The sequence below is a fragment of the Lentzea californiensis genome (assembly GCF_024648825.1).
GTDB lineage: Bacteria > Actinomycetota > Actinomycetes > Mycobacteriales > Pseudonocardiaceae > Lentzea > Lentzea californiensis.
This window is the reverse complement of record NZ_JANBBE010000002.1, coordinates 626,604-647,604: the sequence shown is the minus strand read 5'-3', so window position 1 is coordinate 647,604 and position 21,001 is coordinate 626,604. Positions and strand designations below refer to the sequence as shown.

Here is a 21,001-nt window from a genome sequence, read left to right as displayed (position 1 = left end):
AGTGCAACCTGTATGCAACCTGAAGGTGTGCGCTGCACCGCTTCGAACGACTACCGTCTGCCACCGTGGACGTACACGAGAACTACACCGGTCACGTCGATCCAGAGGGTCCCGCGGCCCGCCGCACCCTGGCCGCGCTGACCATCACGAAGATCTCCGTCGGCCCGATGGACAACAACGCCTACCTGCTCGTTTGCCGGTCCACGAACGAAGCGTTGCTCATCGACGCGGCGAACGACCACGAGCGCCTGTCGGACCTGCTGGGCTTCCTCCCGGACCGCCCGCGGCTGCGCACGATCGTGACCACGCACCAGCACGCCGATCACTGGCAGGCACTCGGAGCACTGGCCGGCGCCCACGGCTCGAACACCGTCGCCCACGAACTGGACGCCCCCGTCCTCCCCGTCCCGCCGGACACCCTGGTGGAGCACGGCGACACCATCAACGTGGGAGAAGTCCCGCTTTCGATCATCCACCTGCGCGGCCACACACCGGGCTCCATCGCCGTCGTCTACGACGACCCGGACGGCCACCCGCACCTCTTCACCGGAGATTCACTCTTTCCGGGTGGTCCTGGGCGGACAACAAGTCCAGACAACTTCGCAAGCCTGATGGCCGACCTGGAAGAGCGGATCTTCGGCAAACTGCCGGACGACACGTGGTTCTACCCAGGTCACGGCGACGACTCGACCCTAGGCGTCGAGCGTCCGAAGCTCGCCGAATGGCGCGAGCGAGGCTGGTGATCTTGGCCGAACGGGGCCGCCTACCGACGTAGGCGGCCCCGTTCGCTGTTCCAGCAGCGCGACGGGGCCTCGATCGGACGTGGAGGTCCGACCGTGCGCACATCGTGCCGCATGACCCTCATCACGGCGGTGACGCCGTGAGCATCGAAGCGATCGCGTGGGCGCTCAACACCGCCCCGATCCCAACCAACCGCAAGACCTCAAGCTCACTCGCAGTAGTCCTCATCGGCCTCGCCAACCACGCCGACCCGTTCGGGCGAAATTCGTTCCCGTCGGTCGCGACGCTGACCCGCTACACCCGTTTGTCCGAACGAACCGTGCGCACGACTCTCGATCGTCTTCACGCGTTGCGCCTGATCAAGCCTTCAGACCCGGACATCCTGGCCGCTCACATCAAGCGCGCCGACCGCCGCCCTCAGGGCTGGGACCTCGCCATGTGTGACGAGGTGCACGTATCGCACCTCGCTGAGCAGGACGGGGTGCAATCAACGGCCACGAGGTGCAATCCACGACGCAACGGGGTGCAAGCACTGCACCCGATCCTTCCCTTAACCGTCCGAGGAACCGTCCCGCGCGGAGCGCGCCCGGCGGGCGCTCGGCAGTCTGCGGCGAGTGCGACGCTCGTGACTCCGATCCGGTGTCGGCTCGGGTCGTCTGGCTCGACGAGGACCGAACCCGGTCATCCCTGTGCCCGCGCTGCCACCCAGCGGTGATGTCGCGATGAGCCGCGTTCACCTCTCCTACTCCGAGCCGGTCTCACGGATCCATCCGCGCGGCTGGACGTCACCAGCGCGCTGCTATGAGTCCCGCGCTGCGGCTGAGAAACTTCGAGACGCGACCAACTCCCTGTCGGGCCCGGACGCCGCTCGGCGCCGCACCTGGAACTTCACCCCGTGCACCTGCTCTGAACCTCGGCAGGCCCGGTGGCTGTCGTGAACGAGTCCGCGATCTGGATCAAGCGAACGTGTGTCGTCGCCGTCGCTGCGGTCGCAGCCGTGGCCGCCGTCGTCTCGTTCGATCACATGCGGGCGCTCGCTTTGGATGCCGGTGAAGGTTGGAAGGCCTGGATCCTGCCGATCTCGGTCGACGGCATGCTCGTTTCGGCGTCGTTGGTGATGCTCACCCGCAAGCGAGCCGGCCAGCCAGTCGGCGCGCTCGCTTGGACCGGCCTCGTCCTTGGGCTGCTCGTGTCGCTCGCCGCGAACGTCGCGGCCGCCGAGCCGACGCTGATCGGCCGCCTCGTGGCAGCCTGGCCGCCTGTGGCACTCGGCCTCTCCTACGAACTCCTGCTGACTTTGATCCGCGAGACGGCAAGCGTTCACGAACCCGCTGACCAGCAGGTCGTCGAGGTTGCCCCGACCGTTCATGAACACCTCGCTCCCCTCACTGAGGCTCCGCCTAAGCGCTCACGGAAGCTGCTGCAGGACTACGTCAACGAGGCTCGTGAACACCTGAGTCCGGACGTGAAGGTCACCCCGGCGTGGGTCCGCGAAGTCACCAACTGCTCCCGCGGTTTGTCGCCGAAGATCGCGGCAACGCTCAGGGCGGGGATGCAGTGATGGCCCAGGTCGAGCAGCGATGTGGTCGTGTCTCCGTACCGAGCACGTCCTAGACGCCGAGGTGGGCACGGACGAGGAGTAACAACGCTAGCGGGCTTGTCACCGTGAAGTCCGCGTACCCGATAGAGGACGACAGCCCCCGCGACAACGAACTTCACCGCCTCGCGTCACAAGTGCTGCGGCTTGCGCCAGCGGATTCCTAAGAAAACGTATCCGTCCAGACAAAAGGTGAGCGACGCACAACAAAGAGAACAGAGAGAGCCCAGGGAAATTAGAGAATTATCGTTTGATAATCCGCTTCCCAGTCCACACGGCGGGGAAGTCGGCACGTCCACTCCGGACAGCCGCCGCACCTGTAGCAACTCGGTGACTACCGCCGTCAGCCTGCCTGACGACTCCGATATTCGATCCACCAAGCTTCAACTGACTTCTCTTCAAGCGCCTTCTTCATCCGCTCCAACGTCTTCTGCGAGTAGCACCACGTATTGAAGAACAACTTGGCACAGTCTTCGTCATCTTTGATGCCAAGCAGTGTTATTAGAGCCGTCGCCTGATTTGTCGTTATCTCAAGCTTGCTGACGAGAGAGTTAAACCGAAGATTGTAGTAATCCAGCTCAGCAACTCTTCTAACCGCGACAACACTGGAGTCGGCCGATCCCTCCGGAACCAGCGCAACCGGGATACCTTCTTTCTTGACGATCCGAAGATTGATGCGCGGCCCGACTCCTTCCGTTGTGAACCTGACGGCTGCGATTCCAGGAAAGAGTGCATCGAGACTGGTAGTGCCTCTACCAATCTGAACGCCGAGTCTCCGCAGCGCCGCTTCGCTTGGCTGGAGCTTCTCGCCTTGCATTGCACCGTCCACGATGGACAAGGCCCTCAACCTGGCGGCCGCTTCTGCGCGGCGACGTTTTCCTGGTTGCAGGAGACGCGCGACTTCCTGTATTTCCTCCGTGAACAGCGCTATGGGATCTAACGGCGCAATAGTGGCTATAGGAAGTACGCGATCAGGCAGCACGTCACGCAGTTCTTCCTGGAATACGAGCTTGAGCAGGTCGCGATACAGCGTGATCCCTGACTGCGCCTGCAGATACAGGTGTCCCTCACTAATGTCTACCAGGTGATGCTGCGCCGCATCTCGCAAGCCGTTGATCGATTGTAGTGTCAGAGCCTGTTCCTCGGTGAGGAACTGAATTACATCAGTCGAGAGTGCACGGCGTACACATTGGTCGAACCCGATGGTGTTCTTCTCACCGGGGTCCCGGATCCGCCCGCCGCGATGGAGAATCGCCGCCTTCAACAACATCTCGAACGAGTGGTCAAGCAGCATCAGAACGGCATCGGTGCGCCCGGTGTCCCAGGGACGGTTGAAGTGTTCAACGCTCAGCGTGAGCGAGCTGAGTGACTTCTCCTTGAGCAGGCGAGCTTCCTTCTTCATGTCCGCCTCCGCACGCCGGCCGCCGTCCACCGGCTGCATCCACCCGGTGCTTTCTCGCGACGCGCCGGTCATCGTCGCCGATACCGAACCTTTCGACCGGGTCCTAATCGACGTTTCACGCAACGTCAGACAACACCCGTTCGGCTGAACGGGTGTAACAAACCGGGTCCGCTTCGCGAAGTTATGTCCCTGTCCTCGCCGTTCGTGACCTCCGATTGACGCATCTTGCCTACCAGCGGTTCGCCTCAGAACGTCGACCTCGCAATCGATCTTCCGCGCTGCCAGCAGGCTCGTCCCTCACGTCGAGTGGGGCAGTCCTACGGCCTGTCCAGAAATGTTCATCCTGCCGTTGTCGACGGAGGGCTGTCGGAAGCTGGCGCGGGATCAGCGGGTCGCGCTCAGCCTGATCAAGCTCCACCACGAGGTCGTGGTGCTGATTTCCAGCGGGCCAGGCGTTCACCTTGACTTCGGTCAGCAAAAGTTAGCTTCCAGCGACACAGCGTCTGCATCACTTAACGAAGTCCGACCAGGCAGATCCGACAACAGGTTCACTATTCGAGTCCGTATAGAATTTTACCTCCTCGATTTTAGCTGACTTGTATCGCGAGGCGCTCTAGAGCCGTTACTGCAGATATCCCAGCCGCACGCTTTCATCACCCAATCGGCGCAACAGGTGACCCCGGCGTAACAACAAGTCCAAGTCCATCGATAGCACGACCACCGTGATATTAGGAGCACAAACACCTTGCCCATCTCCCGAAAGTGGTTCCAGTGAACGATTCGAGAAGCTATCTCACCAAGGCAATCGGCTGGCTCCGGTCCAATAATCCACACGTCACAGAGGAGCAATGGGCCAAAACTGAGGAAATGCTCGCCAAGAAAGCCGAGGAAGCATCGCCGCCGACGATAGCTCTGATCGGCCTCACCGGGGTCGGGAAGTCCAGCACCATCAACGCACTCTTCAACTCCGGCGTCAATGTCAGCCACCATCGACCCTGCACCCAGACGGCGCAGGCGATTGAAGGCGACCTATACGAGTACACCGGTCGACGAGGCACCATTGTCGTATACGACATGCCGGGACTCGGCGAGAATCTGGCGGCCGACGAGCGCCACTACGCCACCTACTGCCAGACATTGCCGAACGTTGACGTCGCGATCTGGGTGATCGAGGCTCCGAGCCGAACGATCTCACCCATTGAAGTGGCGTTGCGCCGCCTTCGCCGGCACTGCGGACCCGAAGTCGTCGACAAGATCGTATTCGCCGCCAACAAGATCGACCGGATTCACCCAGGCGAATCAGCCTGGATCAAGCAGGCAAACATGCCAAGCCTCGAGCAGAAAGAGACGACCGAGCTGTATTCCAACTTTCTCTTCGAGTCCTTAGGATCGGAGGTTTCTCGCCCTAAGGACAGCATCGTGTGCTACTCGGCGACGCGCCGGTACAACCTTGAGGTTCTCATGGAGCAGGTAGGCGCACATGCGCCGGACGATCGTGCGTGGCTGCTCGGCAAAGTAGCGGACGTCGCCGATTTTAAGGAACTGGTCGATCCGCGACTCCTCGCCTGGATCCAGCAGAAGCAGCATGGAGATATCAGGGGAGCAAACAGAGATGCCTAGAGATATCGCGCCAGGCGACGCAGAGTGGGACGAGGTAGCGTCGAGACTCGCGAACTTCATGGAAAGCATGACCGCGAGCGATAAGCGTCGTATTGCCGCCGACGAAATTTCGTTCCGCCGCTTTTGTGCGCATGCCATGCAGCACATAGCGAACTTTCTCGGGTTCACACTCAAGAACATCGATGAATTCGTACGCGACATGGGGTGGGCCCTGAAATCTGGGTGGCAACAAGGAATCGAGCGCGCCCAGGTGAAGCGGCTGCGACCATGATGGAACGACGCCTCTACCTGCCGCTCCCATTTCCGATTTGCCCGTCGTGCGACTCGTCATGGGAGACCTGCAAGCATCGGAACTGCGGCGGAGAGATCGAGGTCGATCCGAGTTCGCGATCAGTCCGATGCGATCGATGCCATGACGGATGGAACGTTATGGCATCCACTTTTTATTGCACGTGCGGACACTGCTTCCACGCACGCGATGTCTCTGAGGCGATCGAAACGCTGGTACTTACCTGCCAGCGGTTAGTGGATATTCTTGAGGCAAGCACTAACGCGCATTCCGCCTTCAACGACCGAACCAGCGAGAGCTTCAGAGGGTTCGTGACCAGTGTTCTACATGGCCTCGGCAAGGCAGCCGGATTTGTCATCGGAAAACTCCTCGGAAAACTCGTTTAGCAGCAAAGTAAGTCAGTTTTCAGCATGCCAAACAAATGCCAATGTCGTCGCGCAGGTGGTCCTGTGGGACTCGGATGCAGTGTGCCCTGGACCTGAAATCCGGGTCGATGAAGGCTATGCTTGACGGTCTACAATCTGGTAGTCGAAGCATGGATGACCCCCAAGTACTTGACCCTCTCTGACCACATCAAGGTGCCGTGCGAGCACAAAGATCGATTACCAGGTCAAGGTCCTTGAACGAGCCGCTTAGAACAACATGCGTCACACAAGGTCGTGGCCAGCACTTACGCACCGGCGCTGCCCAGGGCAGCCAAGGCTGTGTCCTCGTTCGTGGCCAGGGAGTCGATCAGGCGTGACACCGTCGGGTCCGAGGCGACCGGGCCGACCAAGCCCGGATTGGCCTGCAGGGGTCGCGAGGTCTGCCAGACAGTCATCGCTCAGCCAGCGCGATCGCCAGATCGCACTCGACCTTGCCGGAATCATGATCTGCGGCCGGCTTGCGCCACCGAACCAGCGCTGCGAACAGTGCCCGGTCCAGGCCGGTCTTGCACGGTCTCGACCCAGCAACATCGCACCCGCCCGCGACACCACTGCGCGAGAGACCCAGGTCACTGCATAGTGGTGTTGCCTACCCTGATGTCCTGCGACAGCAACGTGATGATCAAAACGGGGGCGGTCAGAGCACTGGCTGTGACTGACAATTAGCGAGGCACAGCTAGCCTGATGTGGCGGGGAGGTGCTGTTCCTAGCTGCCAGCAAGGGGTACCTCTGCTGAGAAGAACTCTCCCACGAGGGGCAGGTGGCGGTGGACGAGACGCACGTCGGTCGACGAGTACGTGAGATCCGCTCGTTCCGGGGAATGAGTCTGACCGCGACAGCACAGCTCGCGGGCATGGCTCCGAGCTACCTGAGCATGATCGAGCGGGGCCTGCGGCCTGTAAACCAGCGGGCGACGCTGGAGGCGCTGGCCAACGCGCTGCGCGTGTCGCCAGCTGAGCTGACCGGCAAGCCCTATGCGCCGACCGATGCGGCCTCCGAAGAGGCCCACGGCCACATCTTCGAAGTCGAAGACGCCATGACCGCATGGCGGATCGGTGAGGTGCCCGACGCACCGGCGCGGCCGTGGCAGCAGGTGAGCGCCGAACTGGACCTGCTCAACCTCACGCTGCGCCCCAACGCCGACTACGCCGCCCAGGGCGCATTGCTGCCTTCGCTGATCCGGGACCTGCTCGTCGCCGCGAGCGACCCGAAGCGGCGCACGGCGGCCTTGGTGGGGCTCATCGCGACCTACAAGGCGGTGGCCTACTTCGCCCACGACCTCGGCGTGGCCGGGCTGCCGGTGTTGGCGGTGGAACGGATGCGTGAGGCCGCCGAGGAGCTCGACGACCCGGTCTGGCTGTCGTATGCCGCCTACCAGCGCGCGCAGCTGATCAGTGGCACCAACCGATCTCGCCAGTACGACCTCGCCGTGCAGACCGCGCAGCTTCCCGGTGCGCGGGTGGAGGTTCACGGCCTCGCGCACCTCACTGCGGCCCTGGCGTGCGCGTCGCGGGGAGACGCCAACGCCGCCCAGACCCACCTGACCGAGGCCACCGCGCTCGCGGATCAGATCGAGCCGGATGTCAGCCCGTGGATGCAGACCAACTTCGGCCGCACCAACGTGGGGATCTGGAAGGTGTCCATCGGTTTGGAGCTCGGCGCGGGCGCGAAGGTCCGCGAGATCGCCTCAACTGTGCGGCCGGCCGGTGTGTCCAAGTCGCGTCAGGCCCAGTTCTGGATCGACGTCGGCCGCGGTCTGCTCACCGAGCGCAAGCACCGCGATCAGGGCCTCGCCGCAATTCTGGAGGCGGAGAAGCTGGCTCCGCAAAAGGTTCGCAACAACGTCTTCGTCCGCGAGTCCGTGGCGGGTCTGCTCGCCCAGGCCAGGCGCGAGGCCGGCGGCCGTGACCTTCGCGGCCTGGCTTACAGGGTCGGTGTAGCCCCATCCGGGTGATCCACGCCGCCCGTTCACAAGTTGTGAAATAGCGATCCAGGGTCCCACCTAGCGTCACTTTCCAGATACGGGAGGTGACACCAGGTGGGATCTTCGCTGTTGACGAGGTTGCGACATCAGGTCACGCAGGTCCTCACCTTCCGTTCGCATGCTGCGGTGTCACGGCCGGTTGCTCCCCGACGCTCCGGCCGTGACGCCGCGTCCACCGCATCCTGCGCCCTTCTCAATGCCGACACCGTGCTGATCTGGTCGGCCATTCCGGCGCAGAGCCCTACGAGCAGCGACCCGCATCCCTCTTTCTCGGGTATGCGGGTCGCGCCGTACGTGAACGGAGACGCCGAACATGTCCTTGCCCAACGCCGATCCCGCTCGATCACCCGGTGGCAGCGGGGCACTCGAATCGCTCGCCACCGATCCGAGCTGGCTGGCCGCCCGTGACCGGCTCGCAGCGTCGATCCGCGCAACCAGCCTGCCGACCTACGGCGGGCAGGCTCGCCTTCGCGTTGCTGCGCACCAGGAGAACCGGTGAGCGGCCACGTCTGGTGGACCTCGCCGCTGGACAACCTGACCCACGCGATCGGGGACAGCGCCGGCCCTGGCGACGGCACGGTGGACACCGAGTGCGGCCGGGTGCTCGACATCGAGAAGGCAGGCAAGTCGCCGAGCGGCAGCTTCTGCGACGACTGCCTGCAGAAGGTCGGGTCGAAGGTGGACGACAGCAGCCGCTGGCGGTGAGCGCCGTGGCAGCTCAGCACGCCTACCGCGAGGGCAACCAATGGGGCATGACGGTTCCCGAACTGCTGGAGGACGCCGTCGCCGAAGGACGACCGCTGCACCTGGAGTGGAGCGAGGACGGCACCACGTGGGACTGGCCCGGCAACAACTTCGACACCATCGAGATGCCCGTCATCATCCCCGAAATGCTCGCAGCCACAACGCCAGAACTGGCGCCCGACAGGGACGATGACACCGAGGAACTGGCCACCGCGACCGCCGTCCTGCAGGTCGACCAGAGCTGGTGGTTTACCGGCCCAGCAGGGGCCGCGATGACTTCCGGGTGCTCACCCATGAGTTCATCCGGGAAGCCCTGACTCGAATCCCGTTGCACCACAACACCTTCTAGTCAGGTTGATGTTGAACCGACGAACAAACAGGGGATGCCATGTCATTGATCATGCTCGACGAGCCCATCGCTGCAGACGATCTGTTCGCCCTGGAGCACTTGGAGTTCATCACCGATGTCCCGGCTGACGCCGCGATGAACCCCTGCACCAACGGAACCGACGACGGCTACGACCCGACCTGCGCGTCAGCGTGTGTCACCGGAGGGGTGTGACACCAGAAGTTCCCCATGCGCCTTGGGGACCAGGCGGCCCTGGTCCCCAAGGCACTCATTCTCGTTGTCACATCTGGAGGAACGGATGCGTCACGCTGACCACAAGCCGCTGTATCGGCACACTGGAGTCGCACTGCTGCGAGCCTCGGCTACTCCCCTGACCAGTGCTCCCAATCAGTGGCCCGACCTGACCGACATCGCTTCCTGCCGGGCATGGCTCGACCGGATGTGGGCACCCGATGGCTTGGCCGCGGCCGTGCGGCAGGCCAGCCCGTCGCTGGCCGACCGCGTCGACGACATCCGCGCCGGGCACACCATGTCCGACAAACAGGTGCGCAGCGCCACCGTGTCCGCTGTGCGCTACGTGCTGCGCAGCATCGGACGGCCTACGCCCTTCGGGCTGTTCGCCGGCGTTGCTCCCGTGACGCTGGCAGAGGCCGGGCATGTCGAGTTGCGAGCGGGGCACCGAGCCGCGGCGCGGACCGACGCACAGTGGCTGGCCAACATCATCACGCGGGCCGAATCCTGCCCGCAGTTGCTGGAGCGTCTGCACGTCACGGTCAACGACCTCACAGTGCGTCGGGGTGACCGGCTGGAGCTCCCGCAGGGAACGGACCGGGCAAGGGTGCTGTGCACCTCCGCGATCCTCGCCACGTGGCAGGCCGCAGCAACACCGATACGCTTCGGCGACCTCATCGACAAGCTGGCCAACGACTTCACCACCGACCGCCTCAAGGTCCGCGACAGCATTACCGCGCTACTTGTGCGGCCGGGGTTCCTGCTGACCAGCCTCCGCGCGCCGTTCACCGTCACCGACCCGTTCACCCACGTGCTGACCGTCTTGCACGACGCGGACGCCGCCGAACTGCCCGAGATCGCAGACTTGCTGCGCGAACTTGACGCACTGCACGCCAAACTCCGCCACCACAACGCCCCCGCGACCTCGGGTACCGAACAGCATGAGGCCCGCGCAGCACTGATCAGCCAGATGCGCACGCTGTCCTCGGCAGGACGAACCCCCATCGCCGCGGATCTGTTGCTGGACAACACAATCGAACTGCCGCTCAAGGTCGCACAGGAGATGGCCGCCGCCGCGAGCGCGCTACTGCGCACCACCCGCCACCCCGCCGGTGACCCAGCCTGGCGCGAGTATCAGGCCGAGTTCACCGATCGCTATGGCGTTGGCACGCTGGTGCCGCTACTCGAGGTCGTTTCGCCCGACGCCGGCCTCGGGTATCCGGCACGCTTCCATGGCAGCCTGCGCTTCGCTCCCGCCGTCGCGCTCGGGACTCGCGACGAACGACTTCTGGCACTGGCATGGCAGGCGATGGCCAACGGCAGCCGCGAGATTGCCTTGTCCGACAACGACCTCGCTGTGCTCACCTCCCCGGGCTTCGACGAGCGCTACATCCCGCCGCACGTCGAACTGGCCGCGCGCGTGCACTGCGCCAGTGTGGATGCGCTGAACCGGGGCGAGTTCACGCTCACCGTCGCTCCCGCCCGCTCAGCCGGAACCCTCACCAGCCGGTTCACCCCGATGGCCACCGGGTCCGGTCTCGCCGAGGCCTACCGGGCGCTTCCAACCGCGACTGAGGGCGCGCTGCGTGCGCAGCTGAGCTTCGGCCCGAAGTTCGTGCCCGCCGAGAATGTCTGCCGGGTGCCCGCCTACCTCGATCACGTCATTCCGCTGGGCGAGCACCGCGGCCACGACGACCCCGCGACCCTGATCCCGCTGGAGGACCTGGCTGTCTGCGCAACCCGTGACCGGCTCTTCCTGGTCAGCCGCTCACGGCGTCGGGTGGTCGAGCCGCAGGTGTTCCACGCCCTCGCCCTGGACAAGCAGCCGCATCCGCTGGCGCGGTTCCTGGCCGAGCTGCCGCGCGCGTTCAGCGCCTCCTGGTACCAGTTCGACTGGGGTCCACATGTGACCCTGCCGGCGCTGTCTCGGGTGCGCTACGGCCGCACAGTGCTGTCCCCGGCACAGTGGCGTCTGTCCACTACCGACTTGCCGCCAGAGGGCACCGGCCCGCAGGGCTGGCGCGAGCTGCTCGCCGCCTGGCGGACACGCTGGAACTGCCCGGACGTGGTGGAACTGCGCGACGCCGACCGCACACTGCGGCTGAGTCTCGACGAGCCCATCCATGCCACGCTCCTGCACAACCATCTCGTCAAGCACGGCCAGGCCATCCTCTACGAAGCCGCCGACGTGGCCGACCACGGCTGGATTGATGGCCACGCCCACGAGATCGCGCTGCCACTGGTCACCACCCGTCAGGCTGCTCCCGCCCCGTTGTGCGGTCCGCTACCCGTGGTCACCAACCAGCACGGTCAACTCCCCTGCGACCCCGGTGCCACCTGGCTCACCGCGAAGATCCACACTCACCCAGAGCGCCTGGACGGCATCCTCTACACCCGCCTGCCGCAGCTGGTCAACGCCCTTCCCGAGGGCACCGCATGGTGGTTCGTGCGATACCACAGCCAGCACGAGACCGATCACCTCCGGCTGCGTCTACGCCCCGCACCCGAGTACTACTCTGCGTGCACGATCGCGGTCGGGGAATGGGCGCAGCGGATGCGGCAGGCAGGCTTGATCACGGACGTGCGGTTCGCTTCTTATCAGCCCGAGATCGGCCGCTATGGGCCCGGCGCAGCGCTGGAAGCGGCCGAGGAAGTCTTCGCCGCCGACTCGCGATTGGTCGCCGCCATGCTCCGTACCCTGCCCACCAAGTTGGTCAGCCCCACAGCGCTGGCCACTGCGAACATGGTCGGCATCGTCCGCGGACTTCTCGGCACGCCTGGCGCCGCAGCCGACTGGTTGATCAACCGCACCGCGCCCGCCATCACCATCGCGCGGGACATCCTCGACGAGGCAATGCGGCTCTCGGTCGACCTGACCGCGCTACGGCAGCTGCCCGGCTGGACGGAACCGGTCGAGCAGGCCTGGCAGGCTCGCGCCGAGGTCCTGGACGCCTACCGCGGACACCTGCACCCAGGCACCAGCATCGACGTCAACTCCGTGCTGGAGTCGTTGCTGCACATGCACCACAACCGGGCCATCGGTATCGACCCTGACCACGAGCGCCTATGCAAGCGCCTCACAGACACGCCGCGTTGGCCTGGCGGGCACTGCACCAAGGCGGCGATTCCCAATGACGCCAACAATTCCACCCGTCGCGCCCCCACAGCACGACCCCACTCCCGCCTGGGGGCAGTCACTGTCCTACGGCGCGGCCGGGACCGCGCTGCTGCACGTCGGCCAGGCCCGCGCCGACCTCGTCGGCTGGCCAGTCGCACGTCAGTGGATCACGGCGATGACCCGCAGCCCGCTCGCCGCCCACCCCGACGCGTGCCTGTTCAACGGCGCGCCCGCCGTCGCGTTCGTGCTGCGCACCACAGGAAAACCTGCCTATGCCCGCCCGCTGCACACCCTCGACGCGCACATCTCACGCCTGACGCGGCGTCGCCTCGACGCAGCACACCAGCGCATCGACGACGGACTCCCCGCGCGTCTGCGCGAGTTCGATCTGATCAATGGATTGACCGGTATCGGGACCTACCTGATGCACACCGGCCACGATGCGCTGCTGCATGACGTGCTGTCCTACCTCGTGCGGCTGGTGTGCGAGCCGATCACGTTCGGCGGTGAGCGGTTGCCCGCCTGGTGGACCGGCAACGAACCTGCCGACCGTCCTTACACACAGTGGCCTGGCGGACACGCGAACCTTTCGATCGCCCACGGTGTCACCGGGCCGCTGGCCTTGCTGGCGACCGCCAAGATCAACGGACTCGCCGTGCCAGCACACGCCGAGGCGATCGAGAACATCTGCGGGGTGCTCGACCGCTGGCAACTCGGCAACCGCACCACACCGTGGTGGCCGGGCACCATCAACCTGCACGAGTGGCGCACGGGCACCACCAGTCAGGTTGGTCCGCAGAGACCGTCGTGGTGCTATGGCACGCCCGGCATCACCCGCGCACAGCAGCTCGCGGGAATCGCCCTCGGCGACCACCATCGGCAGCGCACCGCCGAGAACGCGCTCGCCTCATGCGTCACCGACCAACAGCAGCTCGATCAGCTCGACGGCGCGTCGCTGTGTCACGGCTGGGCCGGACTGGTCCAGACTGTCCGCCGCGCCGCGGACGACGCTGGACCCGGCAGCGAACTCGCGACACTCCTGCCGCAACTACACAAAGACTTCCAACAGCACCTGCGCGATCACCGGCCACCGGCCGGGGGCGGCCTGATGGAGGGCGCGACCGGGGTCGCGCTGGCCCTGTACTCGGCGACCGAGCCCGCGTTCCACTGGGATGCGTGCCTGCTCCTCGCCGCACCTGACCGCACCACCGAATACGAAAGGAACGGGATGACCACCACGGAAACCCAGCCCGAAGACCTGCGCAGCCGGATGGTTGACCACATCGTGGAGAACAATCAAGCGTTGTCGGCTGACGTCGAGCGGGTCCTGCGCACGGTTCCCCGCCACCCGTTCGTACCGGACGCGAGCATCGAGGACGCCTACGCCAACCGGGCCATCACCATCAAGCCCGGCCCGCCCGGAGGCAGGCCCGCCAGCTGCATCTCCGTCCCCACCGTCGTCGCGATGATGCTGAACCAGCTCGACGCCCAACCAGGCCAACGCGTCCTGGAGATCGGCGCTGGCACCGGCTGGAACGCAGCCCTGCTCGCCGAACTCGTCGACGAGACCGGCCACGTGAGCACCATCGACATCCACCCCGACGTCACCGAGCACGCCCAGCGAGCACTCGCCGCCACCGGCTACGACCGCGTACACGTCATCACCGGAGACGGCGCGCTCGGCGCCCCCGAGAACGGCCCGTTTGACCGCATCATCGTCACCGTCGGCCCCTGGGACCTGCCCCCGGCCTGGTTCGACCAGCTCGCTCCCGGTGGCCGCCTCGTCGTCCCGCTGACATGGCGTGGCCAGACCCGCAGCGTCGCGTTCGTCAACGACAACGGCGTGCTGCGGGCCACCGACAGCCAGCTGTGCGGCTTCATCCCGATGATCGGCGACGGCCAGAACGGTGAGCAGAAGGGCAAGATCGCCGAGGACGTCCTGCTGTACTGGGATCCTGACCAGTCAGTAGATCTCAATGCCCTGCAAGAGGTTCTGGACACCCCTGCGAGCACCACGTGGTCCGGCACGTCGATCGTGGCCATGGAGTCCACCGACCTCATTTGGCCGCTGGTCACCGCCGTTGAGCCGGGGGCGGTGCGCTTCTGCGCCGGAAACGACGCTGTCGAGGCCGGACTGGCCAAGCCCGCCTTCCGGTACAGCAGCGTTGCACTCGTCGACGGAGAATCGCTGGCGTACATGACGTTGAAGAACCCCGAGCCCGAAGCGCAGGACAAGCGCTGGGAACTCGGTGCGATCGGCCACGGCCCCATCGGAGAGCAGCTCGCGGAACGGCTGTGCGCCGTAATCCGTACCTGGGGTGAGGATCGCGCGGCTCAGCCGACTATCGCTGCGTACCGTGCAGGGACGCCGGACGACGCACTCACCGGCGGCCAGGTCATCAACAAGCAGTTCATCCGGCTGGTCGTCTCACTCTGATCGCTCTTGGGTCCCACCCATACCAACATGGCCCCGTCGCCTGCTGGACACTGTCCGCAGGAGACGGGCGCTCCAGAGGTGAGACCTTTGACGAGTGGCGTGTCGGAACAGCTACGCGCTCACGCTGCGGAACACTGGTCGCCGACGTTGAGGCCCGCTCACGAGAGGCGATCTGATGGCGGTGGAGGACGGCTTCGATCGATTGCCGACGTTTACCCTGAGCCCGGCCCAGTACGAGCGCACCGTCGCCGACATCGTCAAAGACGCTGGCCACGAAGTCATCGACTGGCAGGTCGAACTCCTGGACCCTGTCGAGGGTATGGACGGCACGTACATCATCGATGTGACCGCCCGGTTCAGGCTGATGGGTGCAGACTTCCTGATCCTCTTCGAATGCAAACGGCATTCCCGCCCGGTTGAGCGCAAGGACGTCCAAGTGCTCCAGGACAAGCTGCGTTCGACTGGGGCTCACAAGGGCGTCGTCGTCGCTGCGAGTGGGTTCCAGCGAGGCGCGTTGGAGTACGCGAAAAAACACGGGATCGCGTGCGTCCGACTGGTCGACGACGCCTGGACATACGAGATGCGTGACCACGCCGCACCGGCTGTCCCACAGCCCACAGGCAACTTCGTTGCCTACGCACGCAGCCTCAGCGACCGGGGGTATCGCAACGTGCTGCTGACCGGCCAGCAATCGTCGGCACGAGAACTGCTCTTCACCGTGTCCGGCGAAATGCCGGCGGTATAGATCCCGGAGGAGGACGACCCGGAGCATGCGGTTCCACGGCACGTTCATTGGAGTCGACCGCTACCAAGCGGCTGACATCGGCTTCCTCACCTCAGCGGTACGAGACGCGACCGCTCTGCACGCTCTGTTCGCCGACGGCTTCCAGGGCAACCCTGTGCTGTTGACCGATGCGGATGCGACCCAAGCCAAGATCGTTGAGGAACTGGAGCGACTGGCCGCTACCAGCAGTGAAGACGATCTGGTCGTCGTCAGCTTCTCGGGCCATGGCAGCACAACACACGAACTGGCGCCCTATGACGCGGATCTGTCGCGGCTTGAGGAAACTGGGCTGCCTCTCAAGGACCTGGCAGGACTACTGAACCAGATCCCGGCAGCAACGTTGGTGTGCATCCTCGACTGCTGCTTCGCAGGAGGGTTCGGCGCGAAGGCGCTGACAGCGCCCGTGCAAGCCCGCAGCCTTGAGTCTGAGCTCGGCATGTTGGAGCAGATCGCAGGTAAGGGACGGATCGTTCTCGCCGCGTCTGCGCCGAATGAACGGGCCTATGAAGACCCTGGACTCGGTCACGGCTTGCTGACCTACGAACTGCTGGCCGCGTTGCAGGGGGCGCCCGAGGTGGTGAGCGGCGGCAAGATCGACGTGTACAGACTTCTCGAACACGTCACACGTAGGGTGACCGACGCGTCCTCAGCCCTGCGCAAGGAACAGCACCCTTGTTTCCGAGGCAGTCTGAACGGGTCGCCGACGTGGCCCATCCTCACTCCAGGCGCCCGGTATGCCGCGGCTTTTCCGGAGTTCGTCCGTCAGCCCGCAACCGCAGACTTGGACAGTCTGGCGTCCTATGGAGTCCCGCAGGTACTTCTGGATACCTGGGGACAGGCGATTCCCGGCCTGAACGCGCTGCAACTGGCCGCGATCAACGACTTCGGCGTCCTCGACGGCAAGAATCTGCTCGTCACCGCCCCGACGTCGTCAGGGAAGACGATGGTCGGTGAACTGGCCGCACTCCGTGGCGCTGTAGATCATCAGCGTGCCGTGTTCCTGCTGCCCATGCGTGCGCTCGTGAACGACAAGTACGCGGAGTTCTCGCGCAAGTACGACGACCTCGGCATCGTGACCATCCGGTCAACCGGAGAGATCAGCGACGACAACGCGGCTCTGATGAGCGGGCGCTACGACATCTGCCTGATGACCTACGAGAAATTCGGCACGATGATCCTGGCCAACCCTTACCTGTTGCGCCAAGTCGGCACGATTGTTGTCGACGAGGTGCAGATGTTGGTCGATCCAGGCCGCGGGGCGAACCTCGAGTTCGTCTTGACCCTGATCAAAAGTCGTTGGGCCGCAGGAATCAGCCCTCAGATCATCTGTCTGTCGGCCGTCATTGGCGACACTGGCGGTCTGGAGCGCTGGCTCGACGGACGACAGCTTCGTCACGAGGAGCGACCCATCCCATTGGTCGAGGGCGTTATCGACGGTTCAGGCCAATACCGCTACCTCGACGAGGACGGGCTGTCCAAGACTGAGAAGGCGATCACGCCACTATGGAGCGGGCAGAACAGCAGCCAGGATCTAGTCATCCCCTTGGTGGCCAAGCTCGTCAGCGAGCGCAAGCAGGTCATCATCTTCCGAGAGATCAAGGGCGAGACGCTCGGTTGCGCTAGCTACCTGGCCAACCAGCTCGGTCTCCCGCCAGCGCAGGCTGCACTCAACTTATTGCCCTCCGGTGACCTTTCGACGTCCTCCGAGCGGCTACACCAGACCCTCGCCGGCGGAGTCGGCTTCCACAACGCCGACCTCACCCGTGACGAGAGGCAAGTCCTCGAAGAGGAGTTCCGTCGCCCGGACACCGATCTCCGCGTTCTCGTCGCCACCACCACGCTCGCTATGGGCGTGAACACGCCCGCGTCCGCTGTCGTGATCGTCGGCCTCAACCATCCATTCAGCGGGCCGTACACCGTCGCCGAGTACAAGAACATGGTCGGCCGGGCAGGTCGGCTCGGATACGCCGAACACGGTGAGTCCTACGTCATCGGCTCCCGCGGTCTTGACCTTCAGCGGATCTGGTCTCGCTACGTGACAGGCAAGCCCGAGGACGTGAAGTCGGTTTTCCTCAACGACGTCACCGACCACCAGACGCAGGTACTTCGCACGCTTGCCGCCCTGCAGCCCGGAGCGGATGGCAGTGTCGAGGCCGACTTGCTGATCTCCTTCCTGGAAAGCACTTTTGCCGCATTCCAGCAGCGTCAGGCAAACCCCACATGGAACTGGGGACGAGACCGCATCCTCGGCATCTTGCACGAGCTTGGTCGACACCAGCTGATCGAACTGGTTGATGGTGATCGGTACCAACTGACAGACCTCGGCCGGTTCGCAGGCGAGGGCGGGGTCTTCGTCGATTCGATCATCCGACTGGTCGAGGTGCTGCGCCATGTGACGGCGCCACCGAACTCGACGACGCTGATCACCGCCGCTCAGGTGACCAAGGAGCTTGACGAGGTCTACCTCCCGTTCGCCAGAAAGGCCAAGAACACAGAACACCGACGATGGCCGCATGAGTTGATGTACCAGGAAGTCGATCCGCGCGTGCAGAACATGCTGCGCATCGGCGGCGCCGATCAGCTCGCTGGCGCAGTTCGGGCGAAGAAGGCCATGGCGTGCCTGCTGTATGCGAGCAGCATGCCCCTCGGCACGGCGGAACAACACCTCATGCGACACAACCTCGGCAACGAAGCCGCCGGCGCGATCCGTGCCGTGGCCAGCCGCACGCGCGACCTGACACCGGCCGTCATGCGGGTGTTCGCGTTCCTGCATCCGGAGATCGCAACGGGCGACTTGGCTGAGCGGACCATGGTGCGTCTCGAACTCGGCATACCGGCTGAGCTCGTTGAGCTCGGCATGGTTCTCGGCGCCGAGCTGACACGGGCGCAGTACCTCTCACTGCTGCAGGCCGGCATAACGAGCCCCGATGAGGTCGAGGCCAGCGACGCAACGAGCCTGGCGGACTGCCTCACCGTCTCCGAAGCCAGGGCCACCCAACTCCAGGCCCTCCTGCACGAACGTGTGCGGCAAAGCAACGAGTCGTTCGCGCCCTTGCTACCGCCGCCCACTGAGTAACACGAGCATCGGCGTCCAGTGTGGCAACCGGCGGAATTCGTCCATCCACATTCGGCTCCAGCCCGGAGTTCTGGGAGACGGTGGTGGACGAGCCCGTCAGTGCGCGCGACCACTCTTCGGATAGGCCGATCGATGGCTCGGGAGCGCTCGAATCGGCGGCCGCTTGGCCAGTTCTCGACGCAGTTTTGACGTCGCGGCGATTGGCGACGCCAGAACTGATGATTCCATGTGGTTCGTTTGCCCTGCCGCAATTTGAACCAGCATGCCGTGGGTGGCCCGAGCATGCCGGGCTGCCACATGGCGCTGATGCGCCTCGTGCCACGCCGCGATCTCGGCGACGAGCGCTGCCACCGCTATCAAGAGCGCGATGAACTGGCCGGGCGTGGCCCGTTGGCTTGCTGGATTGCGCATACCCGCTCTGATCAGTTGGTTGGCAGCCGTACGCAGATCGCGCGACACCGCTGCCCACCGCCGCGGCAGGATCTGGTCGGGTACGCGGCCGGCACGCGCGTATGTCTCCCATGCGTCGATCAGCAGTGGCGCTCGACCCGCATCCGCGACAACGACGAGAGCCAACAGCATGTCGCCTGTCGCATGAGCGATGCCCTGCAGAGCCTCCTGCCCGAACTCGGTCTTGTTCAATGGTCCGCGGTGCCGCATCCGCTCACGTGCAGGCAGAACCACCTCATCGACGATCCCCTGCACCGAGGCGGGCACGGTCGTCTCCACCGATCTCCACCGGCTCATGAGCTTCGAGTAGGTGAGATCCGGACCGAGCTTTCCTCCGGCGAAGTACAGCGGATCACCCGACGCGGTGCGGCACGCCGGGTCGGAGGCGTCCGTGACCGAGTAGCCGAGGATCCGGCCGTGGTGACCTTGACGGACGCGTACCGTCGCATTCGCCAACGCCAGGTAATCCAGGAACTCGTCCCAGTTCCGCGCGGCAGCAGCGGCGCTGGAGACCTGGCGACGCAGCCTGACGCGAATCGCGACGTCCGTCTGCCTCTGGCCAGCGTCGTGAAGCCTGGAAGCCTTCTCCTTCTCAGCGCGAGTGGGACGAGGTGTCGCCGTCCGGTCTGCGGCTCCGGTGCTTGTGAGGCGATACCGCTCCTCGGCCGCGTTGCACGCCTCCTTCACTCGCCGGAAGTCGTAGTTGCGGTGCGGGTGCACAAGTTCGCCGGTGTCTTGTCGAACCAGCACCGCGGCGATGTGCACATGGTCAGGCGCATGACGGATCGCTACCCATCGGCAGCTGCCGGGATCATCGCGCTCGGCGATCCCAGTGCGGTGCAGCACGTCCGCCACAACCTCTGCCCACTGCTCATCCGTCAGCAGCGGGTCGGCAGGATGGTTGCGCAACGAGCACTGCCAGACAGGACCTTTCGGAACCCGGCTGACAGTGCCTGGCCAGCCGTCCTCACGCGGACGCCGTTTCGGCACCCCGGCGAGCGCTGCAGGTGCTCGAAGAGCTGCGACCAAGGCACCGAGGTCGAACCGGTCGGGTCCGAGTTGCTCGGGCTGGTGCACCTCGGGACGACCGTCCCACGTCGCGAAGACGTGCTGATCCGTGTGCGCCGACTGCTCGGTGCTTCCTGGTCCCATCAGGTAGCGGATGAGGCCGTAGACGTTCCAGCCGCGCGTCACCTTTCTGATCATGTCGACTCGAAGCGATCGACGATGCGAGCCAGAACCGCGTCCACATCGGACAGAAGCTCACGCACCTCAGTCACGACTTGGTCGACATTCCCGATGACACCCGGCGCGGCCAGGCCAACCGCGCCGGGTGTCATCGCCGCTGCCGCCAACGGGTCGAGGTTATTACCGTGTGGCATGGTCTCTTCGCCCACCTCGAGACCATTGAAGCGAGCTACTTTGAGGATGATCCGTTCGTGGGATGCTCGTGACCCATGCCGATACACCCTTAACTCGCGTTCCATGCTGTTCCCCCAGGGTCAGTTCAACCTAATGGGCGTGGCGCTTCCAGCGCCAAAGGGGGATGTCAACAACTCTACACTGCGTGTGCCTTCGAGCCGAAGGCCGAAAGACTGCTTTGCCGACGTGAGTTCATGGACGATCAAGCGATCACGGTGGGACACTAGGCGCGTTGGTCACTACACCGCGGCTCGCATCAAGTCTGACGTGAACCACTCTCATGAAGCGAGCATCGAAGAGATCGAACTGCCTGGCACGCCAGGGTATAGACG

General features: G+C 64.6%; 16 protein-coding genes and 2 pseudogenes. 14 read left to right on the top strand and 4 right to left on the bottom strand.

Features of this window, described 5'->3' with window-relative positions; all coding sequences use genetic code 11:
- Positions 1–65 precede the first annotated feature (65 nt).
- The 3 genes from LX88_RS14035 to LX88_RS14025 all read left to right on the top strand — a co-directional run bounded on the left by LX88_RS14035 (position 66) and on the right by LX88_RS14025 (position 2,302).
- The gene (locus LX88_RS14035) at positions 66–743 is read left to right on the top strand and encodes an MBL fold metallo-hydrolase (protein WP_258948184.1); all 678 of its coding nucleotides are present in this window, start codon (positions 66–68) and stop codon (positions 741–743) included.
- Positions 744–880: 137 nt separating this feature from the next.
- Complete coding sequence (locus tag LX88_RS14030; RefSeq protein WP_258948183.1) at positions 881–1,456, top strand: helix-turn-helix domain-containing protein; 576 nt, start codon at positions 881–883, stop codon at positions 1,454–1,456.
- A 210-nt stretch (positions 1,457–1,666) separates the two neighbouring features.
- Positions 1,667–2,302: a DUF2637 domain-containing protein gene (locus LX88_RS14025; protein WP_308203441.1), complete on the top strand. Its 636-nt coding sequence runs from the start codon at positions 1,667–1,669 to the stop codon at positions 2,300–2,302.
- 379 nt (positions 2,303–2,681) lie between these two features.
- Here the strand turns inward: LX88_RS14025 and LX88_RS14020 are convergent, their stop codons facing one another.
- A complete protein-coding gene (locus LX88_RS14020) occupies positions 2,682–3,740 on the bottom strand; it encodes a DUF3644 domain-containing protein (protein WP_258948181.1) in 1,059 nt (352 codons plus the stop codon).
- Positions 3,741–4,511: 771 nt separating this feature from the next.
- On the opposite strand from LX88_RS14020, the gene LX88_RS14015 reads away from it, so the two are divergent.
- Both LX88_RS14015 and LX88_RS14010 read left to right on the top strand, forming a co-directional pair.
- Positions 4,512–5,360: a GTPase family protein gene (locus tag LX88_RS14015; RefSeq protein WP_258948180.1), complete on the top strand. Its 849-nt coding sequence runs from the start codon at positions 4,512–4,514 to the stop codon at positions 5,358–5,360.
- A 67-nt stretch (positions 5,361–5,427) separates the two neighbouring features.
- Positions 5,428–5,631: a hypothetical protein gene (locus LX88_RS14010; RefSeq protein WP_258948179.1), complete on the top strand. Its 204-nt coding sequence runs from the start codon at positions 5,428–5,430 to the stop codon at positions 5,629–5,631.
- Positions 5,632–6,322: 691 nt separating this feature from the next.
- On the opposite strand, the pseudogene LX88_RS14005 reads toward LX88_RS14010, so the two are convergent.
- Positions 6,323–6,647 (bottom strand): annotated as a pseudogene (locus tag LX88_RS14005) (transposase); the annotation flags it as partial.
- Between the two features lie 193 nt (positions 6,648–6,840).
- Here LX88_RS14005 and LX88_RS14000 point away from each other — a divergent pair.
- The 9 genes and pseudogenes from LX88_RS14000 (at position 6,841) to LX88_RS13960 (ending at position 18,797) form a co-directional block, all read left to right on the top strand.
- Positions 6,841–8,028, top strand: a complete 1,188-nt coding sequence (locus LX88_RS14000) for a helix-turn-helix domain-containing protein (RefSeq protein WP_258948178.1) — start codon at positions 6,841–6,843, stop codon at positions 8,026–8,028.
- Between the two features lie 343 nt (positions 8,029–8,371).
- Positions 8,372–8,557 (top strand): hypothetical protein, encoded by a 186-nt coding sequence (locus tag LX88_RS13995; RefSeq protein ID WP_258948177.1) that lies wholly within the window; start codon positions 8,372–8,374, stop codon positions 8,555–8,557.
- Positions 8,554–8,763 (top strand): hypothetical protein, encoded by a 210-nt coding sequence (locus tag LX88_RS13990; protein ID WP_258948176.1) that lies wholly within the window; start codon positions 8,554–8,556, stop codon positions 8,761–8,763. Before LX88_RS13995 ends, LX88_RS13990 begins: the two co-directional genes overlap by 4 nt.
- A 5-nt stretch (positions 8,764–8,768) precedes the next feature.
- The gene (locus LX88_RS13985) at positions 8,769–9,119 is read left to right on the top strand and encodes a hypothetical protein (protein WP_258948175.1); all 351 of its coding nucleotides are present in this window, start codon (positions 8,769–8,771) and stop codon (positions 9,117–9,119) included.
- A gap of 77 nt (positions 9,120–9,196) precedes the next feature.
- Entirely contained in the window at positions 9,197–9,364 is a 168-nt protein-coding gene (locus LX88_RS13980) for a hypothetical protein (protein WP_258948174.1), read from the top strand.
- A gap of 85 nt (positions 9,365–9,449) precedes the next feature.
- Positions 9,450–12,452, top strand: a pseudogene (locus LX88_RS13975) (lantibiotic dehydratase); the annotation flags it as partial.
- A gap of 61 nt (positions 12,453–12,513) precedes the next feature.
- Positions 12,514–14,937, top strand: a complete 2,424-nt coding sequence (gene fxlM, locus LX88_RS13970) for a methyltransferase, FxLD system (protein ID WP_258948173.1) — start codon at positions 12,514–12,516, stop codon at positions 14,935–14,937.
- A gap of 175 nt (positions 14,938–15,112) precedes the next feature.
- On the top strand, positions 15,113–15,682 hold the full coding sequence (locus tag LX88_RS13965) for a restriction endonuclease (protein ID WP_258948172.1): 570 nt from the start codon (positions 15,113–15,115) through the stop codon (positions 15,680–15,682).
- Between the two features lie 25 nt (positions 15,683–15,707).
- Positions 15,708–18,797: a DEAD/DEAH box helicase gene (locus LX88_RS13960; RefSeq protein ID WP_258948171.1), complete on the top strand. Its 3,090-nt coding sequence runs from the start codon at positions 15,708–15,710 to the stop codon at positions 18,795–18,797.
- Positions 18,798–18,893: 96 nt separating this feature from the next.
- Here LX88_RS13960 and LX88_RS13955 read toward each other — a convergent pair whose 3' ends face one another.
- Positions 18,894–20,453, bottom strand: coding sequence for a relaxase/mobilization nuclease domain-containing protein (locus tag LX88_RS13955; RefSeq protein WP_258948170.1), 1,560 nt, complete (start codon positions 20,451–20,453; stop codon positions 18,894–18,896).
- Positions 20,450–20,734, bottom strand: coding sequence for a hypothetical protein (locus tag LX88_RS13950; protein ID WP_258948169.1), 285 nt, complete (start codon positions 20,732–20,734; stop codon positions 20,450–20,452). The genes LX88_RS13955 and LX88_RS13950 overlap by 4 nt, the downstream gene beginning before the upstream one ends.
- Between the last annotated feature and the right edge of the window lie 267 nt (positions 20,735–21,001).

Bases quoted from the DNA above. Each gene is read 5' to 3' on its own strand.
- LX88_RS14020 (WP_258948181.1), bottom strand. From the start codon at position 3,740: ATGAAGAAGGAAGCTCGCCTGCTCAAGGAGAAGTCACTCAGCTCGCTC.
- LX88_RS14010 (WP_258948179.1), top strand. From the start codon at position 5,428: ATGACCGCGAGCGATAAGCGTCGTATTGCCGCCGACGAAATTTCGTTC.
- LX88_RS13995 (WP_258948177.1), top strand. From the start codon at position 8,372: ATGTCCTTGCCCAACGCCGATCCCGCTCGATCACCCGGTGGCAGCGGG.
- fxlM (WP_258948173.1), top strand. From the start codon at position 12,514: ATGACGCCAACAATTCCACCCGTCGCGCCCCCACAGCACGACCCCACT.
- LX88_RS13965 (WP_258948172.1), top strand. From the start codon at position 15,113: ATGGCGGTGGAGGACGGCTTCGATCGATTGCCGACGTTTACCCTGAGC.
- LX88_RS13960 (WP_258948171.1), top strand. From the start codon at position 15,708: ATGCGGTTCCACGGCACGTTCATTGGAGTCGACCGCTACCAAGCGGCT.
- LX88_RS13955 (WP_258948170.1), bottom strand. From the start codon at position 20,453: ATGATCAGAAAGGTGACGCGCGGCTGGAACGTCTACGGCCTCATCCGC.
- LX88_RS13950 (WP_258948169.1), bottom strand. From the start codon at position 20,734: ATGGAACGCGAGTTAAGGGTGTATCGGCATGGGTCACGAGCATCCCAC.